Below are 21,705 nucleotides of genomic sequence, written 5' to 3'. Positions count from 1 at the left end.
TGGTTGAAATGACCCACCAGGACGTGCTGTTGCCCGCGGAGGTGACAGTTCCACTACGCACCGTCGCGGGCAACCCGGAGCTGGCGCTCGACGTCGTGCCCGAAACGCTCCGTCCGGGCGCGCTGGACCGGCCGGTGCGGTGGGCGCACGTGAGCGAACTGGCCGACCCCGCGCCGTACCTGGTGGGCGCCGAACTCGTGCTCACCGCGGGCGTGAACCTGCCGAAGGACGCCGACCGGTACGTCCGAGGGCTGCGCGACGCGGGCGTCACCGCGCTCGGTTTCGGCCTCACCCCGACGGTCTCGGAAACTCTGCCGTCCTCGCTGCGCGACGCCTGCGCGGAGCACGGCCTGCCGCTGCTGGTGGTGCCGCCCGCGACGCCGTTCCTGGCGATCAACCGCGCCGTCGCGGTCGCGCTCGCCGAAGCCGGGCGGCATGAAGAACGGCGACTGGCGGAAGGCCGCGAAGCGCTGACGCGAGCCGCTGGCGGCGGCCTGGGGGAGTTGGTCGCCGCGCTCGCCGGACGATTGCGCGGGTGGGTCGCGATGGTCGGTGCCGGGGACGTACTGGCGGCGGGCTACGACGCGCCGCAACCGTTGCCGTCGCCGGTGAAGGAATTGCTCGCGACCTTGCGAGCTCGCTCCGGAATCCGCATCGCCTCCACTGAATTGCCGGACGGCACGCATGTTGTCGCGCAGCCGGTCTATCCGCAGGCGACCGCGGCGCACCTGGTCGTGGTCGGCCGGGCGCAACGGTTCGACAGCGGAGACCGGGCGATCCTGGCCGTCGGCGCGGCGCTGCTGGGCCTCGTCGGCCGCGCCGGATCGGACAGCGCGGAACTCGGTGCCGCGGCGACAGCGTTGCTGCTCGGCGGTCCCGGCGCGGATGCGCTCGCCGGAGTCGTCGGCAGCGATCAAGCCCGGCTCGTCGCCGGAATCGCCCACCGAAAGGGTCCGGACGCGCTCGCCCGGCGGCCGGACTGGCTGCGCGCCCGCCTCGACACCCCGCTGGTCCAGGTCCTGCCCGGCCCCCGGTTCTACGCCATCGCAGGCGAACCCAGCGACCTGGACGGTCTCCTGGACCACGGCTGGCTCGCGGTCGCCAGCCCGCCGCACCCCGCCGCGAACCTGCCCGCCGCCGTCGCGGAAACCGAACTGCTGCTCGCCCGCGCCCGCGCGCTGGCCCGTCCGCTGGCCGCCAGCGCCGACCCGCTCGGCTTCGACGAACTGATCCCGCCCGCCGCGGCAGGCGCGTTCGCCGAACGTCTGCTGGCCCCGCTGCGAGAACTGGATCGCGCGCACAGCCGCGAACTGGTGCCGACGCTGCGAACGTGGCTGGCGAACCACGGAAGCTGGGACCGGACCGCCGCCGAACTCGGCGTGCACCGCAACAGCGTGCGGCACCGGATCGGTCAGGTGGAACGGGCGCTGGGCGTCGAACTGGCCGACCCGGAAACGCGAATGCGGCTGTGGTTCGCGTTGCGGTGGGGCTGAACGCGAGCGTCCCCCTCCGGTATTGTGTGCTGGTCCACCGGAACTCGGTCGCATGCCGGACCGCGTGAAATCTGTTCAAGACCGGAAAACGAGCTTTTTTTAGCAGGAACTGCGCCGATCGGCGCAGAACCCGCTATGCGTCAGCGAGATCATGGAAGGCAGGATTGAGACATCGTGACTGTTGTCCGTTCGTTTCGGCTGCATTCCAGTGCCAACGAGGGCAAGCACGCTCAAGTGGCAGCTCTGTTGCCGCGGTGGCAAGCCGGTCTGGGCCGAGCGCAATCCGAAGCGGTCGCTATCTTCTTCACCACAGGAAAGCTGCCGCGGTGGATCGACGCCAAAACATGGGGCGGCGGGTTGTCGCAGCGCCAGTGGGATTCGGTCGTCGCGCAGGCGATCGCGGCGCACCGTTCGTGGCTGGGCAGTTGCGAGAACGAGTTCCGTCGAACAGTCGCTCGCTCCGCTCTTTCAGCCGCGTGCAAGCGCGACCTGTTCTACCTCAACAAAGCACACGCATGGCATGCTCCCGCGACCGGCGAGCAGGTGGCGATCTCCGGCAAAAGCAGTATCCCGGCAGAGGTGCTGAGGCTGGCCCGCCGTATCTTCAAACAGGCCAGGACTCGTGTCCGGCATCCGGATTTGCGGCGGGTCCGCACGATGGTGATGGACGGTAAAATAGCCGCCGTGGAGACCTCCGAAAGGGAGCACGCCGACTATTGGGTGCGGATTTCCACGCTGCGGGCGGGCAAGCCGGTGCGGATTCCGCTGCACGCTCACCGTGCCTTCCTCGAACGCCTCGCCACACCGGATGCGCGGCTGGCCAGCCACTGCCAGGTTCGAGTTGCGGAGGACGGCACCGTGACCTACCGGCTGGCTGTCCATACCCCCGTCGCCAGACCACGTGAAGGCGGACGCACTGTCGGCGTGGACTGGGGTCTCTCAACACTGCTGGCCACCAGCGACGGCCATCTGCGCGGACGTGGCTTTCTCGCCCGGCTCCGTGCGTACGACGACCGATTGCAGCCTTTGGCGGCGGCGTTGCAGCGCAACGGAATCAAGCTCGGCAACTCCCGGCGTTATCGGGCGCTGGTCAACGACATCCGCGAGTTCGTCACCAACGAAACCAACCGCTGCCTCAACCGCATCGCGGCCGACCCCGCGATCTCGACGCTGGCGGTCGAACGGCTGGACCTGCGAGGCATGGTGCGGCAAGGCCAGCTCTCCCGCCGCATGCGCCGTCTGATAACCGTCGCGGGACGCGGGGCTGTGCGAGCCAAGCTCGATTCCTTGCGTGAAGACACGGGACTGTCCACTGTCGAAGTCAATCCTGCCCACACCAGCCGCGAATGCGACGGCTGCGGATACACGCACCCTGGCAACCGCCGAACCCAGGACATCTTTCGGTGCCGGTTCTGCGGAAAAATCGTCCACGCCGACATCGGCGGCGCCCGCACAATCCTGGGACGTTCCCAGCTCGACCGGCACTGGCTCGACCGGCCTCGTGGACACATCCTGACCGCACTCGACAACGACTTCCAGGCCCGCTGGGGACTGAGATTTGCCGATGTGGTTCAGCGACGCAACACCATGGTGCCACGAGTCGCACCCGCGCCGGCTGCTTCAGCGGCGGAAGCAAACGCTCATCCACGCGTTGCATGACTCTCTCAGGTGCTCTCAGGAAACTATGGGATTGTGGTCTGGTGCGAGTTCTGGTAGTCGAAGACGAAGAGCCGTTGGCCGACGCGATCGCCCGCGGGCTGCGGCGGGAGGGCATGGCCGTCGACATCGCGCTCACGGGCGACGACGGGCACGAGAAGTCGTCCGTCACGCGGTACGACGTGGTGCTGCTCGACCGCGACCTGCCTGGGATGTCCGGCGACGACCTGTGCCGCGAGATCGTGACGTCCGGCGAGCTGACGCGCGTGCTGATGCTGACCGCGAGCAGTTCGGTGTCCGACCGGGTGGACGGGCTGTCCCTGGGCGCGGACGACTATCTCGCCAAGCCGTTCGCGTTCCCGGAGCTGGTCGCGCGCGTGCGGGCGCTGGGCCGCCGCGCGACGCCCGCCGCTCCGCCGCTGCTCACCGCGGGCGACGTCGAGCTGGACCCGGCGAAGCGCACCGTCCGGCGCGCGAGCGGGCCGGTCGAGCTGACCCGCAAGGAGTTCGGCGTGCTCGAGGTGCTGCTGTCCGCGGGCGGATCCGTGGTCAGCAGCGAGGAACTGCTCGAACGGGTGTGGGACGAGAACGCCGACCCCTTCACCACGACGGTCCGGGTCACCGTGATGACCTTGCGCAAGAAGCTCGGCGAACCGGGCATCATCGAGACCGTGGTCGGCTCGGGCTACCGGGTGTCGGTCGCCGGTTCCGAGTGAAGCTTCCCGGCGCCCGCAGCCTGCGGGTGCGCGTCACCGTCCTGGCGACCGTCCTGGTCGCCGCGGCCGGGTTGCTGCTGCTGTGGCTGGCGTGGACGCTCGTCGGCGACGCCGTCGACGCCGTGCCGCACATGCCGCCGGGCACCATCGTGCGGGTCGACGGCATCGACGTGGACGCGTCCACGCTCGCGCAGCACCTGCGTCAGCACGCGGTCACCCGGGTGCTGATCTTCGGCTCGCTGGCGTTCTGTTTCGTGGTGGCCGCGGCGGCGATCCTGGCTTGGACCTTCACCTCCCGCGTGCTGCGGCCGCTGCGCGAGATCACCGGGACCGCGCGGCGGCTGTCGATCGAGTCGATGGGGGAGCGCATCGGCGAGATCCGCTCGCGCGACGAACTGGCCGAGCTGGCGCGGACATTCGACGACATGCTCGACCGGCTCCAGGACGCGTTCGATTCGCAGCGGCATTTCGTCGCCAACGCGAGCCACGAATTGCGCACGCCGCTGTCGGTGATCCGCACGGAATTGGACGTCACGCTGTCCGACGAACACGCCGACGTGGCCGAATTCCGCCGGATGGCCGGGGTCGTGCTGGACGCGACGAACCGGGCGGGACAGCTGGTGAACTCGTTGCTGTTGCTGGCCAGGACCGACGGAGCCGGTCTGGTGACGCGGGAGCTGGTCGACCTGACCGTGCTCGTGGAACGGGCTTGGTCCGCGGTCCGCGGCGAGGCCGAACAACGCGGCCTGCGCGCGGATTTCGCGATGCAGCCCTCGCCCGCGATCGGGGATTCGGCTTTGCTGGAACGGATCGCCGGGAACCTGGTCGAGAACGCGGTGCGGCACAACGTCGACGGCGGCTGGATCGAGGTGACGACGGAGCCGGGCGCGCAATGGTCGACGCTGCGGGTGCGTTCGTCGGGCGGGCTGCTGGACCCGGCGGCGGTCCCGGAACTGTTCCAGCCGTTCCGCCGCGCCGGGGTGGCCCGGACGGCGCGTTCCGGTGCGGGACTGGGACTTTCGATCGTGCGGGCGGCGGTGCAGGCCCACGGAGGGACGGTGTCCGCGGAGCCAGTGGTCGGCGGCGGGCTGGCGGTGACGGTGCGGCTGCCGTCGGTGTAGCACTTATGTAGCACATGAGAGAAAAGGTTGCTACACTCCTGCCTATGGGGTACGCAATCGGCCAGCGAGAGCTGCGCAACGACAACGCGGAGATCATGCGTCGCGTAGCAGCGGGCGAGTCGTTTGTGGTGACCCGCAACGGGAAGCCGGTAGCCGACCTGGTGCCGCACCGCGCCCCGGAGGAGCCGCGGCGAGACCGGACGCTCGGCGAGATCCAGGAAGCTTTCCGCGGGCTGCCGCCGATGGACAGCGCCGAATGGCGTCGCGAGCGGGAAGCCGACGACGCTGTCTTCGGGCCGGACCGCATCGGCGATCCCGGCGAAGACCAGTGACCGCTCCGTCCCGGGTGCTGCTCGACACTTCGGTGGTCATCGATCTCGAGCGGATCGATCTGGGCCCGTACGCGTCCTCGGTGCCCGCGGTCAGTTCGGTGACCGTCGCGGAGCTGGCCTACGGCCTCGTCACCGACGATCCGGTCCGGCTCGCGGAACGGATCGAGCGCTACCGCCGTGTTCTCGACCAGTTCGCGGTGCTGCCGTTCGGCGTCGACGAAGCCAAGATGTACGGAACGGGTGCGGGACTGGTCCGGCGGTTCGGGCGGGATCCGCGTCCCCGCCGGATGGACCTGCAGATCGCGGCGACGGCGGCGGCGCACCAGATCCCGTTGCTCACCAGGAATCTCAAGGACTTCGCCGGGCTCGACCGGCTGCTGACCGTCATCGAGGTCTGAGCACGGCCGTCGACTGTCCTCATTGGACTGGACGGCCTTCGGTCCCGAACTCCCGGAGGCAGAATTCCGTGAGCTCGGCGAGCGCGGCCGTGGGTTTGCTGCCGCGGACCCGGGCGAGCACGACCGCGTTCTCGGGCAAGTCGTCGGCGATGCGCCGGTAGATCAGCGGCAGCCCGTCGTAGCTGAGGTCGCCGTGCGGTCTCCCCATGAGCAGCGAATAGCCGAGCCCGCGCGCGACCATCGCGCGGATGGTGTCGACGTTGGACATGCTCCAGCCGACCCGCGGTTCGACGCCGACGTGCCGCATCAGGTTCTCGACCAGATCGCGCGCGGGCTGCAGGGACGTCAGCACGGCGGGCTCGGCGCTGAGTTCGGCGAGGGCGATCTCGTCGCGGCCGGCGAGGCGGTGGTTCGCGGGCAGCACCAGGCGCAGCCGGACCGGGGCGATGCGTTCGTGGTCGAGTCCGCGGCGCAGATGCGCGGAATACATCAGGCACGCGTCGATGTCGCCGTCGGCCAGTTGCCGCTGGAGTTCGTCGGACGGGCCTTCGGCGATCTCCAGGCGCAGCGCGGGATGTTCGCGGAGGAAGTGCTCGATGATGCTCGGCAGCAGCCACGGCGACAGCGTCGGGAAGCAGCCGATCCGCAGCGTGCCGACCAACTCGCCGCGCATGACGTGCGCGGTGTCGCGCAGCCGGTCGGTCTCGGCGAGCACCGCGCGTGCCTGGTCCGCGGCGAGCCGTCCGGCGCGGGTGAGCGTGACGCCGGTGGCTCGTCTGCGCAGGGTCAGCTGAACGGCGAGGCTGGACTCGAGGTCGGTCAGCGCTTGCGAAACGGCCCCGGGTGAGACGTGCAGAGCACGGGCCGCGTCGCTGATCGACCCTTTCTCCGCCACCGCGACGAAGTACTGGAGCTGTCTGAGAGTGAGTTCCTTCATCAGTTCTTCTTAAAAAGATCCGCATCTTTTATGGCTTTTCCTGAGATCGGGAGCCTCCCATACTGAGCCGGACTTGCTCAACGTGGAGGTCCGCATGCAGCCAGAATCCCCAGAATCCGCCCCGCCGCACGCCGTCGCGCTCGGCACCGCGGGCGGGCCGAGGTGGTGGGGCTCCGGCCCCGGTCCGCGCCGGTCCGGCATCGCCACCGCGGTCGTCGTGGGCGGCGCCGCGTACCTGGTCGACTGCGGGCAGGGCGCGGGGGAGCAGCTGAGCCGGGCCGGCATCCCGCTCCGGTCGCTGCGCGGCGTTTTCCTGACGCACCTGCATTCGGACCACACCGTCGACCTGGCGGCGCTGACCGTGTTCGGCTTCATGTCCATGCGGAGCCCGCGGCAGCGTCCGGTCGCGATCCTCGGGCCGGGCAACCGCGGCGCGCTGCCGCCGGTCTCGCCGGTCGCGGACGTCGCACCTCGTCCGGCGTTCCCGGACAACCCGACGCCCGGCACTGCCGAGATGGTGACGAAGCTGTTGCAGGCCTACAGCACCGACCTGACCGACCGCATGCTCGACTCGCTGCGGCCGTCCCCGCTGAGCTTCTTCACCGCCAGCGACATCGCGGTGCCCCAGGGCATCGGCTATCACCCGAACGACAACCCTTGCCCGTCCGGAATGGAGCCGTTCGAGGTCTACCGGGACGAACTCGTGCGTGTCACCGCGACGCTCGTGCGGCATCCTCCGGTCGCGCCGGCGTTCGCGTTCCGGTTCGACACCGACGGGGGATCGGTGACGATTTCCGGCGACACGGCCTACTGCGAGAACCTCGTCCGGCTGGCCGAGGACACCGACCTTCTGATGCACGAAGCGATCGACTTCGACTGGGTCGAGCGAAGCTACGCCGACGAAGACCCGAAAGTCGCGCGTGCGGCCAAACAGCACCACCACAAGTCGCACAGTTCGCCGCAGCAAGCCGGGCGAGTGGCCGCCGAGGCAGGCGCGCGGGCATTGGCCTTGCACCACCTCGTTCCCGGCGACGCGGACCCGTCGGTCTGGCGTGGCGCGCGGGACACCTACGACGGCCCGGTCCTGGTGCCCGACGACTTGCAGGTGATCAGTTTCGCGCGGGCCGGATCCCGTGTCCCGCAGCCGGTCGGTGAAGCGTGACCGCGAACTCCGCCCAAGAGGCACCCGCTCTCGTCGACGGGCTCGGCCGCAAGCACCTGCGGCGGGTCCTGGCGTCCAGTTTTCTGGGCAGCGCCATCGAATTCTACGATTTCGTGCTCTACGCGACCGCCGCCGCGATCGTGTTCGGGCACGTCTTCTTCACCGGCCTGGGACCCGGTCTCGCCGCCTTCGCCTCCTTCGGCACCCTCGCGGCGGGCTATGCCGCGCGCCCGCTCGGCGGGATCGTCTTCGGGCACTTCGGCGACCGGCTCGGCCGCAAACGCGTGCTCGTCGTGTCGATGCTGACGATGGGCCTGGCCACCACGCTGATCGGACTGCTCCCGTCGAGCGCCCAGATCGGCGCGGCCGCACCGGCGCTGCTGATCGTGCTGCGGGTGCTGCAAGGCTTCGCCGTCGGCGGCGAATGGGGCGGAGCGATGACCATCGCGCTCGAACACGCGCCCGGCGGCAAACGCGGGTTCGCCGCCAGCTTCGCCAACCTGGGCGGCCCCGCGGGCGCCGTGCTGGCCAGCGGCGCGGTGACGCTCGCCAGCCTGCTGCCGGACCGGAGTTTCCTCAGCTGGGGATGGCGGATCCCCTTCCTGCTCAGCCTCGTGCTGGTCGCGGTCGGGCTGTGGGTGCGGTCCTCGGTCGAGGAAAGCCCGCTGTTCCGGCGGTTCCAGGCCGAGGCGGCGGAACGCCGGATGCCGCTGGCGGAGGTGTTCGCCGGGCACTCCCGCCAGGTCGTCCTCGGCCTGTTCGCCGGGCTGGCCATGTTCGGCATGATGGGCATCGCCACGATGTGGGCCGTCGATTTCGCGGTGGGCCACGGAGCCGACCGCACCGCCGTGCTCAACGCCAAGACCTGGGCGGCGGTCCTCATGTTCGGCGCCACCGTGGGCAGCGCGCTGCTCTCGGACCGGGTGGGCCGCAAACCCGTGATGGTCGCCGGGATCGTCGCCATGATGGCGTTCGCCTTCCCGATGCTGCGTCTCGTCGGCAGCGGGTCGGCGCTCGGTTACGCCGTGGCGGTGGCTGTCGGGCAGGGGCTCCAGGGTGTCGTTCTCGGTCCGTACGCGGCGTTCCTCGCCGAACTGTTCCCGACGCGGGTGCGATTCACCGGAGCTTCCCTGTGCTACCAAGGCGCCTCGACCCTGTGGGCGGGTTTCACCCCGGCGATCGCCGCCAGCCTGGTCCTGACGGCAGGGGGCGGGACGACGCTGCTGGGCATGGTGTGGATCGGGGCGCTTGTCGTCTGTCTGGCGGCGGTGTTGTGCACCCGCGAGGGGAAAGGCCGGGATCTCCCGGAGTGACGGCTGAGCAGGCAGGCGCGGCCGGAACCGCGCCTGCCTGACTGTCCTCAGTGGACGTCGACGAACGTAGGGTTCCCGTACAGCCACAGATCTTCGTACGGGTTCGCCTGCCCGATCACGTCCATCGCCGGCTCGATCCCGCCCGCGACGTGCCGCTTCCCGTCCGTTCCGCGCACCCGGACGTAGAACGGCTCCCGTACGTTGCGGAACGTGTGCTTGAACGTCACCCGCCGTCCTGCGTAGCCGCGCGAAGGTGTGAACGACTCGACCACTCGCGTACCCGGCGCAGTCATCGTGTCGCGATCCGCCGCCGGGCCGGTGACCGGGCCCGAGATCAGGTCCAGCCGGCCGAGGCGCGGCACCGAACCTGACCCGTTCGGCCGGTATGCGGTCACCGCGGAAACCGCGACCGTCACCGTCGAGCCCCGGCGCACGCGCAGCCGTCCGCCGAACGTCGCGCAGTCGCCGCTGCCGTGCACGCCGACTTCCAGCTGTTGCACCAAACCGCCGTGGGACAGCCAAATCCGGCCCGCGCGCAGGCCTTCCAGCACGCCCTCGAAGCCCGGCCGGGACACGCCGACCACCGTGCGGCTGAACTCTCCGGGGTAGAAATCCGCGTACGGCGCGGACAATTGCGGGACCCCGCTGTCGACCGGGTCCGGGTACTTGCCGGTCTGCTCGTACCAGCCGTCCGGCACCGCCGGGCGCACCAGCTGGTCGCCGCGGTTGTAGTGCGAATCGGAGTTCGTGGTGATCCACCACGGTTTTCCTTCGGCCAGCAGGGAATCCCACAGCCCGCCGACCTTCGCCGTGGTCCAGTCCCAGCCGCCGAACGTGCGGTACGCCTCGGCGGGGAAGCCGGGCCACGAATCCGCGCCGGGGTTGTTGGCGTAGCCGCCTCGTGCGCCGCCATTGCCTTGCGGCTTGGGGAATCCGTCGGCCTGCGCACCGGGCGCGCCTTCCATGCCGATCACGATTCCGGGCGCGGTGTCGCGGTAGTTGCGCAGTTCGTGCGGTGACACCCGGCCGTTGCGCAGCGGGTGGTTGATCAGCACGACCGGCGCGTGGATCCGGCGCTTGCGTTCCTGCTCGGCAAGCCACCGCAAACCCTTGAGCGCCAGCGCTTCGTGCTCCGGGCTGGACGATTCGGAACCCGTCAGCCGCCAGTCGAAGCCGCGCTCGAATTCGCGCAGCACGGTGGCCTGGTCGCGGCCGGCCTGGAAGAACAAGGTCGCGTGCTCCGCGCCCGGCACGTTCCACTCCATGCCTTGCCACAGCAGCAGATCCGGATGCTTGCGCTGCGCGGCGAGCACGTCGCGGCTGGTCGGCTCCACCGACGACTTCTCGTGCGTCGCGTGCCCGTGATCAGTGAAAACGATCCACTTCGCGCCGTGCTCGCGCGCGCCGGACGCGATCCGGTCGATGGTGTACATCGCGTCGTACGAGTACTGGCTGTGCGTGTGGTGATCGCCGACGACCCACTGGTAGCGGCGGCCGAACAGCCAGTCGAGATCGATCCCGAGGTCGAGCCCCAGATCGAGGCCCGCCGCGTCGGCCTGGCCCGAGGTCAGCACCGGGACCCCGGCCGCGACCGCGCCGGCCAGTCCCGCGCGCTTGAGGAATCCGCGACGGCCGACGCCGTCCGGGTTCGTGCTGTTCATCCTGCTCCTGACCTGCTCCGATGATTCGGCAGGACGCTATGGGGCAGCGGTGAACGGCTGGTGCTCAGAAGGTCACGAAGCGCTCGGTGTGTCCGGGTTCACGGCGGAGCCGCCCTGCACGGAACAGGGCGGCTCCGCCAAGGCGTTACGCCGGAACCGAAGCGACACCCTGGGACAGGAACGGCTTCCCGTTGACCCGCTCGGACACGCCCGCCCGGTCGAGGTACGGCGTGATGCCGCCCAGCCAGAACGGCCAGCCCGCGCCGAGGATCAGGCACAGATCGATGTCCTGGGCCTCCGCGACCACGCCCTCGTCGAGCATGATCCGGACCTCTTCGGCGATCGCGTTCAGCGCGCGGTCGCGGACCTGCTCGGCGGTGGACGGCTGGTCGCCCTGCGTCCACAGTGCGGCGACCTCCGGGTCGACCGACGGCGTGCCGGTCGCGTCCCAGGTCCAGACGCCCTTCTTGCCCGCCTTCACGAACTTGTCCAGGTTCTCGCTCACGGTGAAGCGGTCCGGGAACGAGCCGTGCAGCGTCTCGCCGACGTGCAGCGCGATCGCGGGGCCGACGAGCTGCATCAGGTTCAGCGGCGACATCGGCAGGCCGAGCGGCTCCAGCGCGGAGTCGGCCACGTCGAACGGCGTGCCCTCGTCCACCGCCACCAGCACCTCGCCGAGGAAGCGCAGCAGCAGCCGGTTCACGACGAACGCCGTCGCGTCCTTCACCAGCACGCTCGACTTCTTCAGCTGCTTGCCGACCGAGAACGCCGTCGCCAACGCCGCGTCGTCGGTCTTCTCGCCGCGCACGATCTCCAGCAGCGGCAGCACGGCCACCGGGTTGAAGAAGTGGAAGCCGACCACGCGCTCCGGGTGCTGCAGCTTCGACGCCATCGCGGTGATCGACAGCGACGAGGTGTTCGTGGCCAGGATCGCCTCGGGGGAGACGTGCTGCTCCAGCTCGGCGAACACCTGCTGCTTCACGCCCAGCTCCTCGAACACGGCCTCGATCACGAAGTCCGCGTCGGCGAACGCGGCCTTGTCGAGCGAGCCGGTGACGAGCGCCTTCAGGCGGTTCGCGCCGTCCGGGGACACGCGCTTCTTGGCCAGAAGCTTGTCGATCTCCTCGTGGACATAGCCGACGCCCTTGTCGATGCGCGCCTGGTCGACGTCAGTGAGCACCACCGGCACCTTGAGACGGCGCACGAACAGCAGCGCCAGCTGGCTGGCCATCAGGCCCGCGCCGACGATGCCGACCTTGTTCACCTTGCGCGCCAACGACTTGTCCGGCGCGCCGGCCGGCCGCTTCGCCCGCTTGTTGACCAGGTTGAACGAGTACAGCCCGGCCCGCAGCACGTCCGACATCAGCAGTTCGGCGAGCCCGTCGGTCTCCGCCGCGTAACCGCGGTCGAGGTCGTTCTCCCGCGCCAGCTCCAGCAGCTCGACGGCCTTGGTCGCGCCCGGCGACGCACCGTGCGTACGACCGTCCACGATGGACTTGGCCCGCGCGATCGCCGCGTCCCACTCCGCGCCGCGGTCGATTTCCCGGCGAGCCGGGGTGATCTCGCCGTTGACCACCTTCGCCAGCCACAGCAGCGACTGCTCGAGGTAGTCCGCGGAACCGAAGACCTCGTCGACGATGCCGAGTTCGGCGGCCTTGCGCACGTTCAGCATCTTGTTCTGCGCCAGCGCGTTCTCGATGATCACGGTGACGGCGGCGTCCGGGCCGATGAGGTTCGGCAGCAGCTGCGTGCCGCCCCAGCCCGGGAACAGGCCGAGGAACACCTCGGGGAACGCGATCGCCGCGGTGTTCTCCGACAGCGTCCGGTAGTGGCAGGACAGCGCGAGTTCGAGCCCGCCGCCCATGACCGCGCCGTTGACGAACCCGAACGTCGGGATCTTCGACTCGGTGAGCCGGCGGAACACGTCGTGCCCGGTCTGCGCGATCTCCCGCGCCAGCTTCGGGTCCGACACCGCCTCGACGCCGGAAAGGTCCGCGCCGACGGCGAAAATGAACGGCTTGCCGGTGACCGCGATCGCGGCGGGCTCGGCGGCGAACGCCTCGTCCAGCGCGGCGTTCAGCGCGACGAGACCTTGCGGGCCGAAGGTGTTCGGCCGCGTGTGGTCGTGGCCGTTGTCCAACGTGATCAGTGCGACCGGCTTGTCCAGCCCCGGGACCTTGACCAGGTTCGTGACCGCGTTGGTCACCACCTCGTCCGGGAACGCGGCCTTCGCCTCTTCAGCGGTGAAAGTCATTACTTCGCCCCCTCAGAGCCGTTGTAGGCCGGGTTTTCCCAGATCACGGTGCCGCCCATGCCGATGCCGATGCACATCGTGGTGAGGCCGTAGCGCACGTCCGGCCGCTCGGCGAACTGGCGCGCCAGCTGCGTCATCAGCCGCACGCCGGACGAGGCCAGCGGGTGGCCGCACGCGATCGCGCCGCCCCACTGGTTGACCCGCGGGTCGTCGTCGGCGATGCCGAAGTGGTCGAGGAACGCGAGCACCTGGACCGCGAACGCCTCGTTGATCTCGAACAGGCCGATGTCGTCGATGGACAGGCCGGTGCGCTTGAACAGCTTCTCGGTGGCAGGCACCGGGCCGATGCCCATGACCTCCGGCTCGACGCCCGCGAACGAGTAGCCGACCAGCCGCATCCCGATCGGCAGGCCCAGCTCGCGCGCGGTGTCTTCGTCGGCGAGGATCGCCGCGGTGGCGCCGTCGTTCAGCCCGGCCGCGTTGCCCGCGGTGATCCGGCCGTGCGGGCGGAACGGCGTCTTCAGCTTCGCCAGCTGCTCGACGGTCGTGCCCGGGCGCGGCGGCTCGTCCTCGGTCGCGAGGCCCCAGCCGAGTTCCTTGCTGCGCGTGGCCACCGGAACCAGCTCCGGCCCGATCTTGCCGGTCTTCACGGCCTCGGCGTAGCGCTCCTGGCTGCGCGCGGCGAACGCGTCCGTGCGCTCCTTGGTGATCTCCGGGAAGCGGTCGTGCAGGTTCTCCGCGGTCTGGCCCATCACGAGCGCGGTCGGGTCGACCAGCTTGTCCGCGACGATCCGCGGGTTCGGGTCGACGCCCTCGCCCATCGGGTGGCGGCCCATGTGCTCGACGCCGCCCGCGATGGCGATGTCGTACGCGCCGAAGCCGATGCCGCTCGCGGTGGTGGTCACCGCGGTCATCGCGCCCGCGCACATCCGGTCGATCGCGAAGCCCGGCACGGACTTCGGCAGCCCGGCGAGCAGCGCGGCGGTGCGGCCGATGGTCAGGCCCTGGTCGCCGATCTGCGTCGTCGCGGCGATCGCCACCTCGTCCACGCGCTCGGGCGGGAGCTCCGGATGCCGCCGCAGCAGCTCGCGGATGGCGTTGACGACGAGGTCGTCCGCCCGGGTCCCGGCGTACATGCCCTTGTCGCCCGCCTTGCCGAAGGGCGTGCGTACCCCTTCGACGAAGACGACATTGCGCACCCCTCGCGCGGTGGGCGCGAGCGGCGGCGTTGCTGGTGCGGCCACGAATGCTCCTGAAGTCGAGAGTGTTCCTGTCCCGCACCCTAGCCCTTGTTACCGGTGGGTAACCAGGGGAGTGGCCCGGTCGAGTGGGGGACGGCACACTCCCGGGTTCGCGGGGCGGCCCTGACGACCCGGCCACGGCTGCTGCTTGCGGAGGCGTTTGGTCCGAAGCATCCGGATGCCGTCGAAGCATCCGGGTGGTTGCCGAAGGATTGAACGGCGCAGCAGGCAGACTGTCCAAGTGGGACTCTTCCGCACGAAGCCAGAGCCGGCCGACGAGGTCGCCGCGCTGCAGTCCGCCCTCGCGAAGGCGCGCAACCCGAACAGCGTGCCGAACCTGCGTCGGCGGCTTCTGCTGGGCCAGTCGCTGGTCAAGAACGAGGACTGGCCCGCCGCCGAACGGCACTACGCGGACCTGGTGCCCGCGTTGACGGACGTCTTCGGTCCGCGCGAGCCGAACACCCTTGCCGCGTGGGCGAATCTGGCGTGGTGCCAGACGTCGCAGGGCCGTCCGGCAGAGGCGATCCCGCTGCTGGAACGCACCGCGGAGCTGTTCGAGGAAACGTGGGGCGCGCGCCAGCCCGCGACCTTCAAGACCCAGCTGTTCCTCGCGGAAGCGTGCAGCGTGGCAGCGCGGTACGAAGACGCGTTGACGGTGCTTGAGGCGCACGTCGACTACTGCGCAGCGGAACTCGGCCCGGCGCACCCTCGGACGAGAGCCGGTCGACGCCGGAAGATCACCGTGCTGCGTGCGCTCGCCCGCTACGAGGCGGCTGAGCATCTGCTGTCGGACGAGGATTCGCTCTGCGAGACCGACGAGCAACGGGACGCGATCCGCGGTCTCCGTTTGGTGGTGCAAGCCGAAACCGGGGACCCGGAGGCGGCGATCGCTCCGCTGCGCGAGTTGCACGGGAAGCGGCAAGCTCTGGCGGAAAGCCTGGCGACCGTGCTGCTGAAAGCGGGGCAAGCCGCCGAGGCAGCCGACCTGCTCCGCGAGCTTCTGGTTGAAGCGCGAGGCCGAGGCGCGCTGCTCCTGCGCGGCACCCTCGCGCAAGCCTGCGTCGAGAGCGGCAACCTGGACGAAGCGGAGCACTCCGCGCGAACCGTGCTGGCCGCCGGTGCTTGGCCAGCCGGACACCCCGTGGTGCTCGGCCTCCGCGCGACACTGGCCCGAGCCGCCGCCCAACGCGGCGACCGAACGGGTGCCGCGGCCGAGCTGGAATCCGTGGTATCCGGCTTCAAAGCGGTTTTCGGCGATGCCCATCCGCGCACCGTCCAGGCAACCGGCTGGCTGAAGGAGTGCTGACGGCCGCGGGCCCGAACCCGCGGCCGCCGAAGGATCACTCCGCCGATTCGTCCTCCGGACGCACCGGAACCGGCGTCCCGTCCCGCAAATGCGGTTCCCGCAGCCGGAAGATCTCCTCGAACTCCCGCATCCGCGCCGCCCGGTAGTCGGGCACTCCGTCCTGGTCGAAGCGGTAGAACCCGGCTCCGTCCTGGAGGCCGCGCCGCCGGCCGGTCATGTTGTCCTCGACGATCGCGGGCGCCTGGAACCGCTCGCCGAGTTCGCCGGTCAGGTAGCGCGAGGCGTAGTACAGGATGTCGCCGCCGCCCCAGTCGATGAATTCCAGCGGGCCCAGCACCGAAAACCGCGGCCCGAGCCCGGCGCGCACGGCGAGGTCGATCTCGGCGGCTCCGGCCACCCCTTCCTCGACCATCCGCGCGGCCTCGTTCATCAGCAGCGCCTGCAGCCGCGGCACGATGTACCCGGCGGCGGGCCCGCACACCACCGGCACCTTGCCGATTTCGCGCAGCAGTTCCACGAGCCGGCCGACCGCGGCCGGGTCGGTGGCGTCGCTGCGGCTGACCTCGACCAGCGGCATCAACTCGGCCGGGTTGAGCCAGTGCGCGTTGACGACCCGCTCCGGCCGTTCGGCGAGTTCCGCGATCTGCGTGACCAGGAAGGTCGACGTCGTCGAGGCCAGCACCGCCGACTCCGGCACCTGCGAACCGAGCCAGCCGAACACCTCGCGCTTGACGTCCATGACCTCCGGCACGGCCTCGAACACCACGGTCGCGTCGGCGAGTTCCTTCGCCGAACGGTCGCCCAGCGTCAGGCTTTCCAGCGCGTCCGCGTGGCCGAACATCGCGCGGAGCCGGTCGGCGAGACGCTTGCGGACCTCGTCGCGCCGGAGCTGGCGTTCCTCCTCGGTGCGGTCCTTGACGTCCGCGAGCAGCACCGGATGTCCCGCCGCGAGGAAGGCCAGCGCGATGCCCTCGCCCATCCGCCCGGCGCCGACGATGGCGATCACGACTGGACTCCGTCCCGCAGCAGCTTGGTCAGCCCGGCCCGGTCGAGATCCGCCAGGCCGAGATTCTCGAAAGTCCGTCCCTCGGCGTAGAAATCGCGGCCGGTGATCGCGGAACCGAGCGCCAGCAGACCTTCCGCGACCGGCGTCGGAACCCCGGCCCACCGGCCCGCGGACACCAGCAGCGACAGCCCGAGCCGGGTGTCTTCCACCATGTAGCGATGCGTGTGGAGGTCGATCTTCTCGCGCCAGTCGCCGCTGTCGGTGAGCCGCTCATGCGCCGAGCGGCCGTACATCCACTCGTCGCCGTCTGCGGCGTAGTGATCGGCCAGCGGGAAGTGCGGCGCGCCGTAGCCGAACGCCTCGCGCAGCGCGACCCGCTCCGCGTCCAGCGCGTCGGTGACGCTGCGGATGGACGGCTGCGTGCCCTCGTTGTGGATGTCCCAGGCGGCGAAATGCTCCAGCGGACCGGCGTTCATCGTGATCAGCGGCGGGTGGATGATCGGGCCCGCGTTCATCAGCGCGCCGCTGAGCCCGTCGCCCGCGTCCTCGACGCTCGGGTACGCCTCGCGCAGCGTCTTGAACGCGCTTTCCGCCAGCCGCAACGGGAAAACCCCGGTCGGCAGCCGGGTCGCGTACCCGCTGATCACCACTTCCGCGTCCCCGTGCCGGCGCGCGAGATAAGGCAGCGTCCCGGCTTCGGCGAACGCGATCTCCGCACTTCCGCCCGCCTCCGCGACGGCCTTGGCGAACACCATCGAACCGAACGTGCCCGGCGGCATGAACACCACCTGGCCCTCGGTCAGCAGCGGGGCGAGCTGAGGAGCCAGGTCGTCGTGCGTGGTCGACGGCAGCGGGATCACGACCAGGGCCGCGTCGCGCACCGCCTCGGCGAGGTCCGCCACCGGGCTGATTTCCCCGGCGCCCTCGCCCACCGGCACCGATCGGGAACCTCGGTAATCCCGGACGCTCACTGCTCCGGTCGCGCGCACCGCTTCCAGCGCCTCGGCGTTCCGCCGCCACCAGCGCACTTCGTGGCCGTTCTCGGCGAGCTCCGCCACCGTGGCCCAGGAACCGTGTCCGCCCCCGAGAACCGCGATCTTCACTGTCATGTGCTCCTGTCTCGTACTGGTGTGCTGTCGCACTTTCTCACGGATCGACCAGGTCGGTCTCGGCCCACAGCCGATCTTGCTGCTCGCGCACGATCGCCCCGAATTCGCCCGGCACGATCGTCCGGTACGGCCCCGATTCGACCGCCACCCGAGCGATCGTCTCGACCGCCGGCGCCGGATCGCGTTGCATCGCGAGGAAATCCGAAAAGTCGTGCTCCGAGGCAGGCGCGTTCTCGACGAGTTTTTCGTTGAATCCCGTGGAAAACGGCCCGGGCTCGACGACCCGGACTTCGATCCCGTGCGGCCGCAGTTCCTGGCGAACCGCCTGCGCCATGGCTTCGAGGGCGAACTTGCTCGCCCCGTACGGACCCGCGCCGGGCGCGACGAACAGCCCGGCCACCGACGTCACGAACACGATCCGCCCGCCACGCCCGGCGGCGACGAGCCGATCGGCGACCAGCCGCGTCAGCTCGAGCGTGCCGAAGACATTGACCTCGAACGTCTTCCGGACCATCGCGGAATCCGTGCGCAGAAGCGGACCTTCCGCACCGAATCCGGCGTTGTTGAGCAGAACGGACGCGTCGAGCGCCGCCGCTGCCTCGCGATCAGCCGGATCGAGCAGATCGAGCCGGGAGACCTCCGCGGCGAGCCCGCGCTCGGCGAACGCCGCCCGCGTCGGCTCGATCTGGTCGTTCCGTTCGACGGTGGCGAACACCCGATGCCCGCGCGCCGCGAGCGTCAGTCCCGCTCCCAGCCCCAGACCTGATCCCGCCCCGGTGATCACAACTGACTCGCTTGGCCGACCCACGCCCGCAGTGTCGCTTGCGCCGAGGCCCGGCCTCAATCAGACTTCCGCCACATGGAAGCCAGACCCACCGCGGCGGCGCGGCTGCTGTCGGTCCTGGACTGCTTCAGCCCGCGGACGCCGGTGCTTTCCCTGACCGAAATCGCCCAGTCCGCGAGCCTGCCGTTGAGCACGGCACACCGGCTGGTCGGCGAGCTGGCCGACTGGGGAGCGCTGGCCCGCGACGAACACGGCGGCTATCACCTCGGCCTGAAACTGTGGGAGCTGGGCTCGCTGTCGCTGGCCAGGGCGTCGATCCGCGAAATCGCCCTGCCGTACCTGGGCGACCTGTTCGACGCGACCGGCGAAAACGTGCACCTGTCCGTGCTGGACGGGACCGACGTCGTGTTCCTGGCCAGGCTGGCCGGACACCGTTCCGTCGGCATCCTCACCACGACCGGCAGCCGCCTTCCCGCGACCACCACCGCCACCGGCCGCGTCCTGCTCGCGCACGCCGCCGCCGACACCCGCGAATCCGCGCTGACCAGCCCGATCGCCGCGGAAACCCCGCACACCACGACCGACCCGGAAACCCTGCGCGCCGAACTCGCCGACATCGCCCGCACCGGCTACTGCGTCGCCGACCGCCAACTCGCCGACGACGCGGTCGCCGTCGCCGCCCCGATCCGCGACGCCACCGCACGGGTCACCGCCGCGGTCGCGGTCGTGGGCCGCCGGGAGACGACCTCGGTAGCCCATCTGGTGCCCGCGGTGGTCACCACGGCGACCGGCGTGGCGCGGTCGCTCGGCTACCGCCGACCGACGCGTCGCCGTACGTGAGGTCTCACCTAGAGGTCTGAACCACCCGGCGCAGGTCAGGAAGCCGTGCTGTGCAACGCCTTGCTCAGCACCGCCGCGGTCAGCTCGACCTGCCATGGCCGCGCCCCACCCGCCCGCAGCGCGTCCGCGACCGAGTCCTCCGCGAGATCGGCCGGGGGACGCCAGCAGGTACGCCGGACCAAATCCGGCAGCAGGAGGTTCTCCACCGGCAGCTTGCGGTCCTCCGCGATCGCGGCCAACGCGGCACGCGCGGCGGCCAGCCGGGCGGCGGCGTCGGGGTCCTTGTCGGCCCAGCGGTTCACCGGAGGCGGACCGTCGTTGGGCTGGCTCGGGCTCGGCAGCTCGCTCGCCGGCAGCGCTTTGGCCGCCTGGAGGTGCCGCAGCCAGCTCGCGGTGTACTTGCGCTGCACGCGTCCGCTGAACACCGGCAGCGCCTGCAACTCCTCGACCGTCTTCGGGTCGGAGGTCACCGCGTTGACGATCGCGCTGTCGGGCAGGATCCGGCTCGGCGCGCGGTCGCGTTTGCGGGCCAGTTCGTCGCGGGCCTGCCACATCTCGCGCACCGCGGCGAGGCCGCGCGGGCTGCGGATCTTGTGCACCCCGGACGTCCGGCGCCACGGTTCGGCGCGCGGCGCGGGCGGGGGAGCGGTGCGCACGGCCTCGAACTCCTGCTGCGCCCACTCCAGCTTGCCCTGCGCGGCCAGCTCGGTCTCGAGCTTCGCGCGCAGTTCGTTGAGCAGCTCGACGTCGAGCGCGGCGTAGTTGAGCCAGTCGATCGGCAGCGGACGCTTCGACCAGTCCGCGGCGCTGTGGCCCTTTTCGAGGGTGTACCCGAGCAGCAGCTCCACGAGCGTGCCCAGCGCGACGCGTTCGTACCCGGCCAGCCGTCCGGCCAGCTCGGTGTCGAACAGCGAACGCGGCCGCAGGTCCAGCTCCGCCAGGCACGGCAGATCCTGGGACGCGGCGTGCAGCACCCATTCGGTGTCGTTGAGGACGTCCCGCAGCGGGGCGAGGTCGTCGGCGAGCGCGATCGGGTCGATCAGCACCGTGCCGGAGCCTTCGCGGCGCAGCTGGACGAGATAGGCCTTGGGCCAGTAGCGATAGCCCGACGCCCGTTCGGTGTCGACGGCCACGGCGCCCGTGCCCGCGGCGAGCCGCGCGCACGCCTCGGCGAGCGCGTCGGGATCGGCCACGACCGGTGGGGTGCCCTCCGCCGGTTCCCTGAGCAGCACCGGCGTTCGGGAGTCCCCGGAGGGGTCGGTGGTCTCGTCTCCGGTCCGGGCTCCGTCCGCCTGTGCAGTTCCCATGTCCGACGACCCTACGGGACGGGCGGACCGCGCCTGGTCCGCCCGCCCCGCAGGGACGTGGTTCGTCGTCGTCAGCGGATCACGCCGGCTCGCATCGCCAGCGCGACCATCTGCGCCCGGTCGCCCGTGCCGAGCTTGCGCCCGATGCGGGACAGGTGGGACTTGACGGTGAGCGCGGAGAGGGAAAGCTCCTCCCCGATCTCCTTGTTCGACTGCCCGTCCGCGACGAGCTGGAGCACCTCCACCTCGCGAGCCGACAGCTCGCGCGGGGTGTTGTCGGTGCCCGCCACTCGCGTGCCGGTCGCCAGGACCGGGGCCACGCTCGGGTCGGCGTAAACGCCGCCTTCGAGAACCCGGCGCACGCCGTCGGTGACCACCACCGGCGACGCCGACTTCAGCAGGTACGCCTGAGCTCCGGCCTGGAACGCGGAGCGCACCGCGTACGGGTCGTCGGAGGATGCCAGGACCACCACGCGCGGCCAGCCGTGGCTACGGAGTTCCGTAACCAGTTCGATTCCGCTGCCGTCCGGCAGTCCGAGATCGAGGATCGCCAGGTCGCACGGGCCGGTGGCCTGTGCTCGCGCCCTCGCCTCGGCCACCGTGGCGGCTTCGTGGACAGTGCCCGCACCCATTTGTGCGAGTCGTGCTGCGATTGCCTCCCTCAACAGCGGGTGGTCATCGACCACCAACACGGAAAAAAGCTCTTCCCGCGGGTGCGGAACCATGCTCGCCGGCAAGGCGCCGGCTGGCGTGGATCGGACGGCCTGAGATAAGCCGACGGTAGCCACGTCACTACCTCCCTGGAGTCGGTCGTGCCCCCCGACCGGCACCGGGACCTTCGGCCGTTCAGCCGCGCCAGCTTTAGACCGAAAGTGGTGTCGTCCCAGGCACTGTAGCCGTCCGGACGCCGTTGCGGGGGGATCGAATGGGTATCTATCCGAAACAGTTCGTCACTCAGCGAGGTCGTTGTAACACGATCGGACTAACGATCGGAGTCTTGTTAACAACTGACGACCGGGCTGCGATGCACCTGAGTTACCGGCAATGAAACGGGCGTGCAGATGGCCCG

General features: G+C 70.3%; 19 protein-coding genes. 10 read left to right on the top strand and 9 right to left on the bottom strand.

The window, feature by feature from the left end:
* Nucleotides 1-8 precede the first annotated feature (8 nt).
* From FKO37_RS36840 to FKO37_RS36815, 6 genes are all read left to right on the top strand, one after another.
* Complete coding sequence (locus FKO37_RS36840; RefSeq protein WP_238607507.1) at nucleotides 9-1,493, top strand: PucR family transcriptional regulator; 1,485 nt, start codon at nucleotides 9-11, stop codon at nucleotides 1,491-1,493.
* 234 nt (nucleotides 1,494-1,727) lie between these two features.
* Nucleotides 1,728-3,152: a transposase gene (locus FKO37_RS36835; RefSeq protein WP_238607506.1), complete on the top strand. Its 1,425-nt coding sequence runs from the start codon at nucleotides 1,728-1,730 to the stop codon at nucleotides 3,150-3,152.
* Nucleotides 3,153-3,193: 41 nt separating this feature from the next.
* The gene (locus FKO37_RS36830) at nucleotides 3,194-3,865 is read left to right on the top strand and encodes a response regulator transcription factor (protein ID WP_009075614.1); all 672 of its coding nucleotides are present in this window, start codon (nucleotides 3,194-3,196) and stop codon (nucleotides 3,863-3,865) included.
* The gene (locus FKO37_RS36825) at nucleotides 3,862-4,986 is read left to right on the top strand and encodes a cell wall metabolism sensor histidine kinase WalK (RefSeq protein WP_238607505.1); all 1,125 of its coding nucleotides are present in this window, start codon (nucleotides 3,862-3,864) and stop codon (nucleotides 4,984-4,986) included. Before FKO37_RS36830 ends, FKO37_RS36825 begins: the two co-directional genes overlap by 4 nt.
* 44 nt (nucleotides 4,987-5,030) lie before the next feature.
* Nucleotides 5,031-5,318, top strand: coding sequence for a type II toxin-antitoxin system Phd/YefM family antitoxin (locus tag FKO37_RS36820; protein ID WP_238607504.1), 288 nt, complete (start codon nucleotides 5,031-5,033; stop codon nucleotides 5,316-5,318).
* Nucleotides 5,315-5,716: a type II toxin-antitoxin system VapC family toxin gene (locus FKO37_RS36815; protein ID WP_238607503.1), complete on the top strand. Its 402-nt coding sequence runs from the start codon at nucleotides 5,315-5,317 to the stop codon at nucleotides 5,714-5,716. Before FKO37_RS36820 ends, FKO37_RS36815 begins: the two co-directional genes overlap by 4 nt.
* A gap of 19 nt (nucleotides 5,717-5,735) precedes the next feature.
* Here the strand turns inward: FKO37_RS36815 and FKO37_RS36810 are convergent, their stop codons facing one another.
* A complete protein-coding gene (locus FKO37_RS36810) occupies nucleotides 5,736-6,653 on the bottom strand; it encodes a LysR substrate-binding domain-containing protein (RefSeq protein WP_051729680.1) in 918 nt (305 codons plus the stop codon).
* A 94-nt stretch (nucleotides 6,654-6,747) separates the two neighbouring features.
* Here FKO37_RS36810 and FKO37_RS36805 point away from each other — a divergent pair, with 94 nt between their 5' ends.
* The gene (locus FKO37_RS36805) at nucleotides 6,748-7,815 is read left to right on the top strand and encodes an MBL fold metallo-hydrolase (RefSeq protein WP_238607502.1); all 1,068 of its coding nucleotides are present in this window, start codon (nucleotides 6,748-6,750) and stop codon (nucleotides 7,813-7,815) included.
* Complete coding sequence (locus FKO37_RS36800) at nucleotides 7,812-9,128, top strand: MFS transporter (protein WP_238607501.1); 1,317 nt, start codon at nucleotides 7,812-7,814, stop codon at nucleotides 9,126-9,128. The genes FKO37_RS36805 and FKO37_RS36800 overlap by 4 nt, the downstream gene beginning before the upstream one ends.
* Nucleotides 9,129-9,175: 47 nt before the next feature.
* On the opposite strand, the gene FKO37_RS36795 is transcribed toward FKO37_RS36800, so the two are convergent.
* The 3 genes from FKO37_RS36795 to FKO37_RS36785 form a co-directional block, all read right to left on the bottom strand.
* Nucleotides 9,176-10,789, bottom strand: a complete 1,614-nt coding sequence (locus tag FKO37_RS36795; protein ID WP_238607500.1) for a PHP domain-containing protein — start codon at nucleotides 10,787-10,789, stop codon at nucleotides 9,176-9,178.
* 145 nt (nucleotides 10,790-10,934) lie between these two features.
* A complete protein-coding gene (locus FKO37_RS36790; protein ID WP_238607499.1) occupies nucleotides 10,935-13,043 on the bottom strand; it encodes a 3-hydroxyacyl-CoA dehydrogenase NAD-binding domain-containing protein in 2,109 nt (702 codons plus the stop codon).
* Nucleotides 13,043-14,242 (bottom strand): thiolase family protein, encoded by a 1,200-nt coding sequence (locus FKO37_RS36785; protein WP_037819076.1) that lies wholly within the window; start codon nucleotides 14,240-14,242, stop codon nucleotides 13,043-13,045. The genes FKO37_RS36790 and FKO37_RS36785 overlap by 1 nt, the downstream gene beginning before the upstream one ends.
* Before the next feature lie 283 nt (nucleotides 14,243-14,525).
* Between FKO37_RS36785 and FKO37_RS36780 the strand changes: the two genes are divergently transcribed.
* Entirely contained in the window at nucleotides 14,526-15,590 is a 1,065-nt protein-coding gene (locus FKO37_RS36780) for a tetratricopeptide repeat protein (RefSeq protein ID WP_238607498.1), read from the top strand.
* 34 nt (nucleotides 15,591-15,624) lie between these two features.
* On the opposite strand, the gene FKO37_RS47645 is transcribed toward FKO37_RS36780, so the two are convergent.
* The 3 genes from FKO37_RS47645 to FKO37_RS36765 are packed head-to-tail and all read right to left on the bottom strand — an operon-like array spanning nucleotide 15,625 to nucleotide 18,489.
* Nucleotides 15,625-16,596 carry a 3-hydroxyacyl-CoA dehydrogenase NAD-binding domain-containing protein gene (locus FKO37_RS47645; RefSeq protein WP_238607497.1) on the bottom strand — a complete coding sequence of 324 codons (972 nt, stop codon included), beginning with the start codon at nucleotides 16,594-16,596 and terminating at the stop codon, nucleotides 15,625-15,627.
* Nucleotides 16,593-17,705 carry an NAD/NADP-dependent octopine/nopaline dehydrogenase family protein gene (locus FKO37_RS36770; protein ID WP_238607496.1) on the bottom strand — a complete coding sequence of 371 codons (1,113 nt, stop codon included), beginning with the start codon at nucleotides 17,703-17,705 and terminating at the stop codon, nucleotides 16,593-16,595. Before FKO37_RS36770 ends, FKO37_RS47645 begins: the two co-directional genes overlap by 4 nt.
* A gap of 37 nt (nucleotides 17,706-17,742) precedes the next feature.
* Complete coding sequence (locus tag FKO37_RS36765; RefSeq protein ID WP_238607495.1) at nucleotides 17,743-18,489, bottom strand: SDR family NAD(P)-dependent oxidoreductase; 747 nt, start codon at nucleotides 18,487-18,489, stop codon at nucleotides 17,743-17,745.
* A gap of 75 nt (nucleotides 18,490-18,564) precedes the next feature.
* Here FKO37_RS36765 and FKO37_RS36760 point away from each other — a divergent pair, with 75 nt between their 5' ends.
* A complete protein-coding gene (locus tag FKO37_RS36760) occupies nucleotides 18,565-19,329 on the top strand; it encodes an IclR family transcriptional regulator (RefSeq protein ID WP_238607494.1) in 765 nt (254 codons plus the stop codon).
* Between the two features lie 35 nt (nucleotides 19,330-19,364).
* Here FKO37_RS36760 and FKO37_RS36755 read toward each other — a convergent pair whose 3' ends face one another.
* Both FKO37_RS36755 and FKO37_RS36750 read right to left on the bottom strand, forming a co-directional pair.
* Nucleotides 19,365-20,636, bottom strand: a complete 1,272-nt coding sequence (locus FKO37_RS36755; protein WP_238607493.1) for a ribonuclease D — start codon at nucleotides 20,634-20,636, stop codon at nucleotides 19,365-19,367.
* A 71-nt stretch (nucleotides 20,637-20,707) separates the two neighbouring features.
* Nucleotides 20,708-21,424, bottom strand: coding sequence for a response regulator transcription factor (locus FKO37_RS36750; protein ID WP_033291604.1), 717 nt, complete (start codon nucleotides 21,422-21,424; stop codon nucleotides 20,708-20,710).
* Between the last annotated feature and the right edge of the window lie 281 nt (nucleotides 21,425-21,705).

Source organism: Amycolatopsis sp. Poz14 (genome assembly GCF_006704225.1).
Lineage (GTDB): Bacteria > Actinomycetota > Actinomycetes > Mycobacteriales > Pseudonocardiaceae > Amycolatopsis > Amycolatopsis nivea.
Note: the sequence above shows the minus strand (reverse complement) of the source record. Positions and strands in the feature narration are given on the sequence as shown.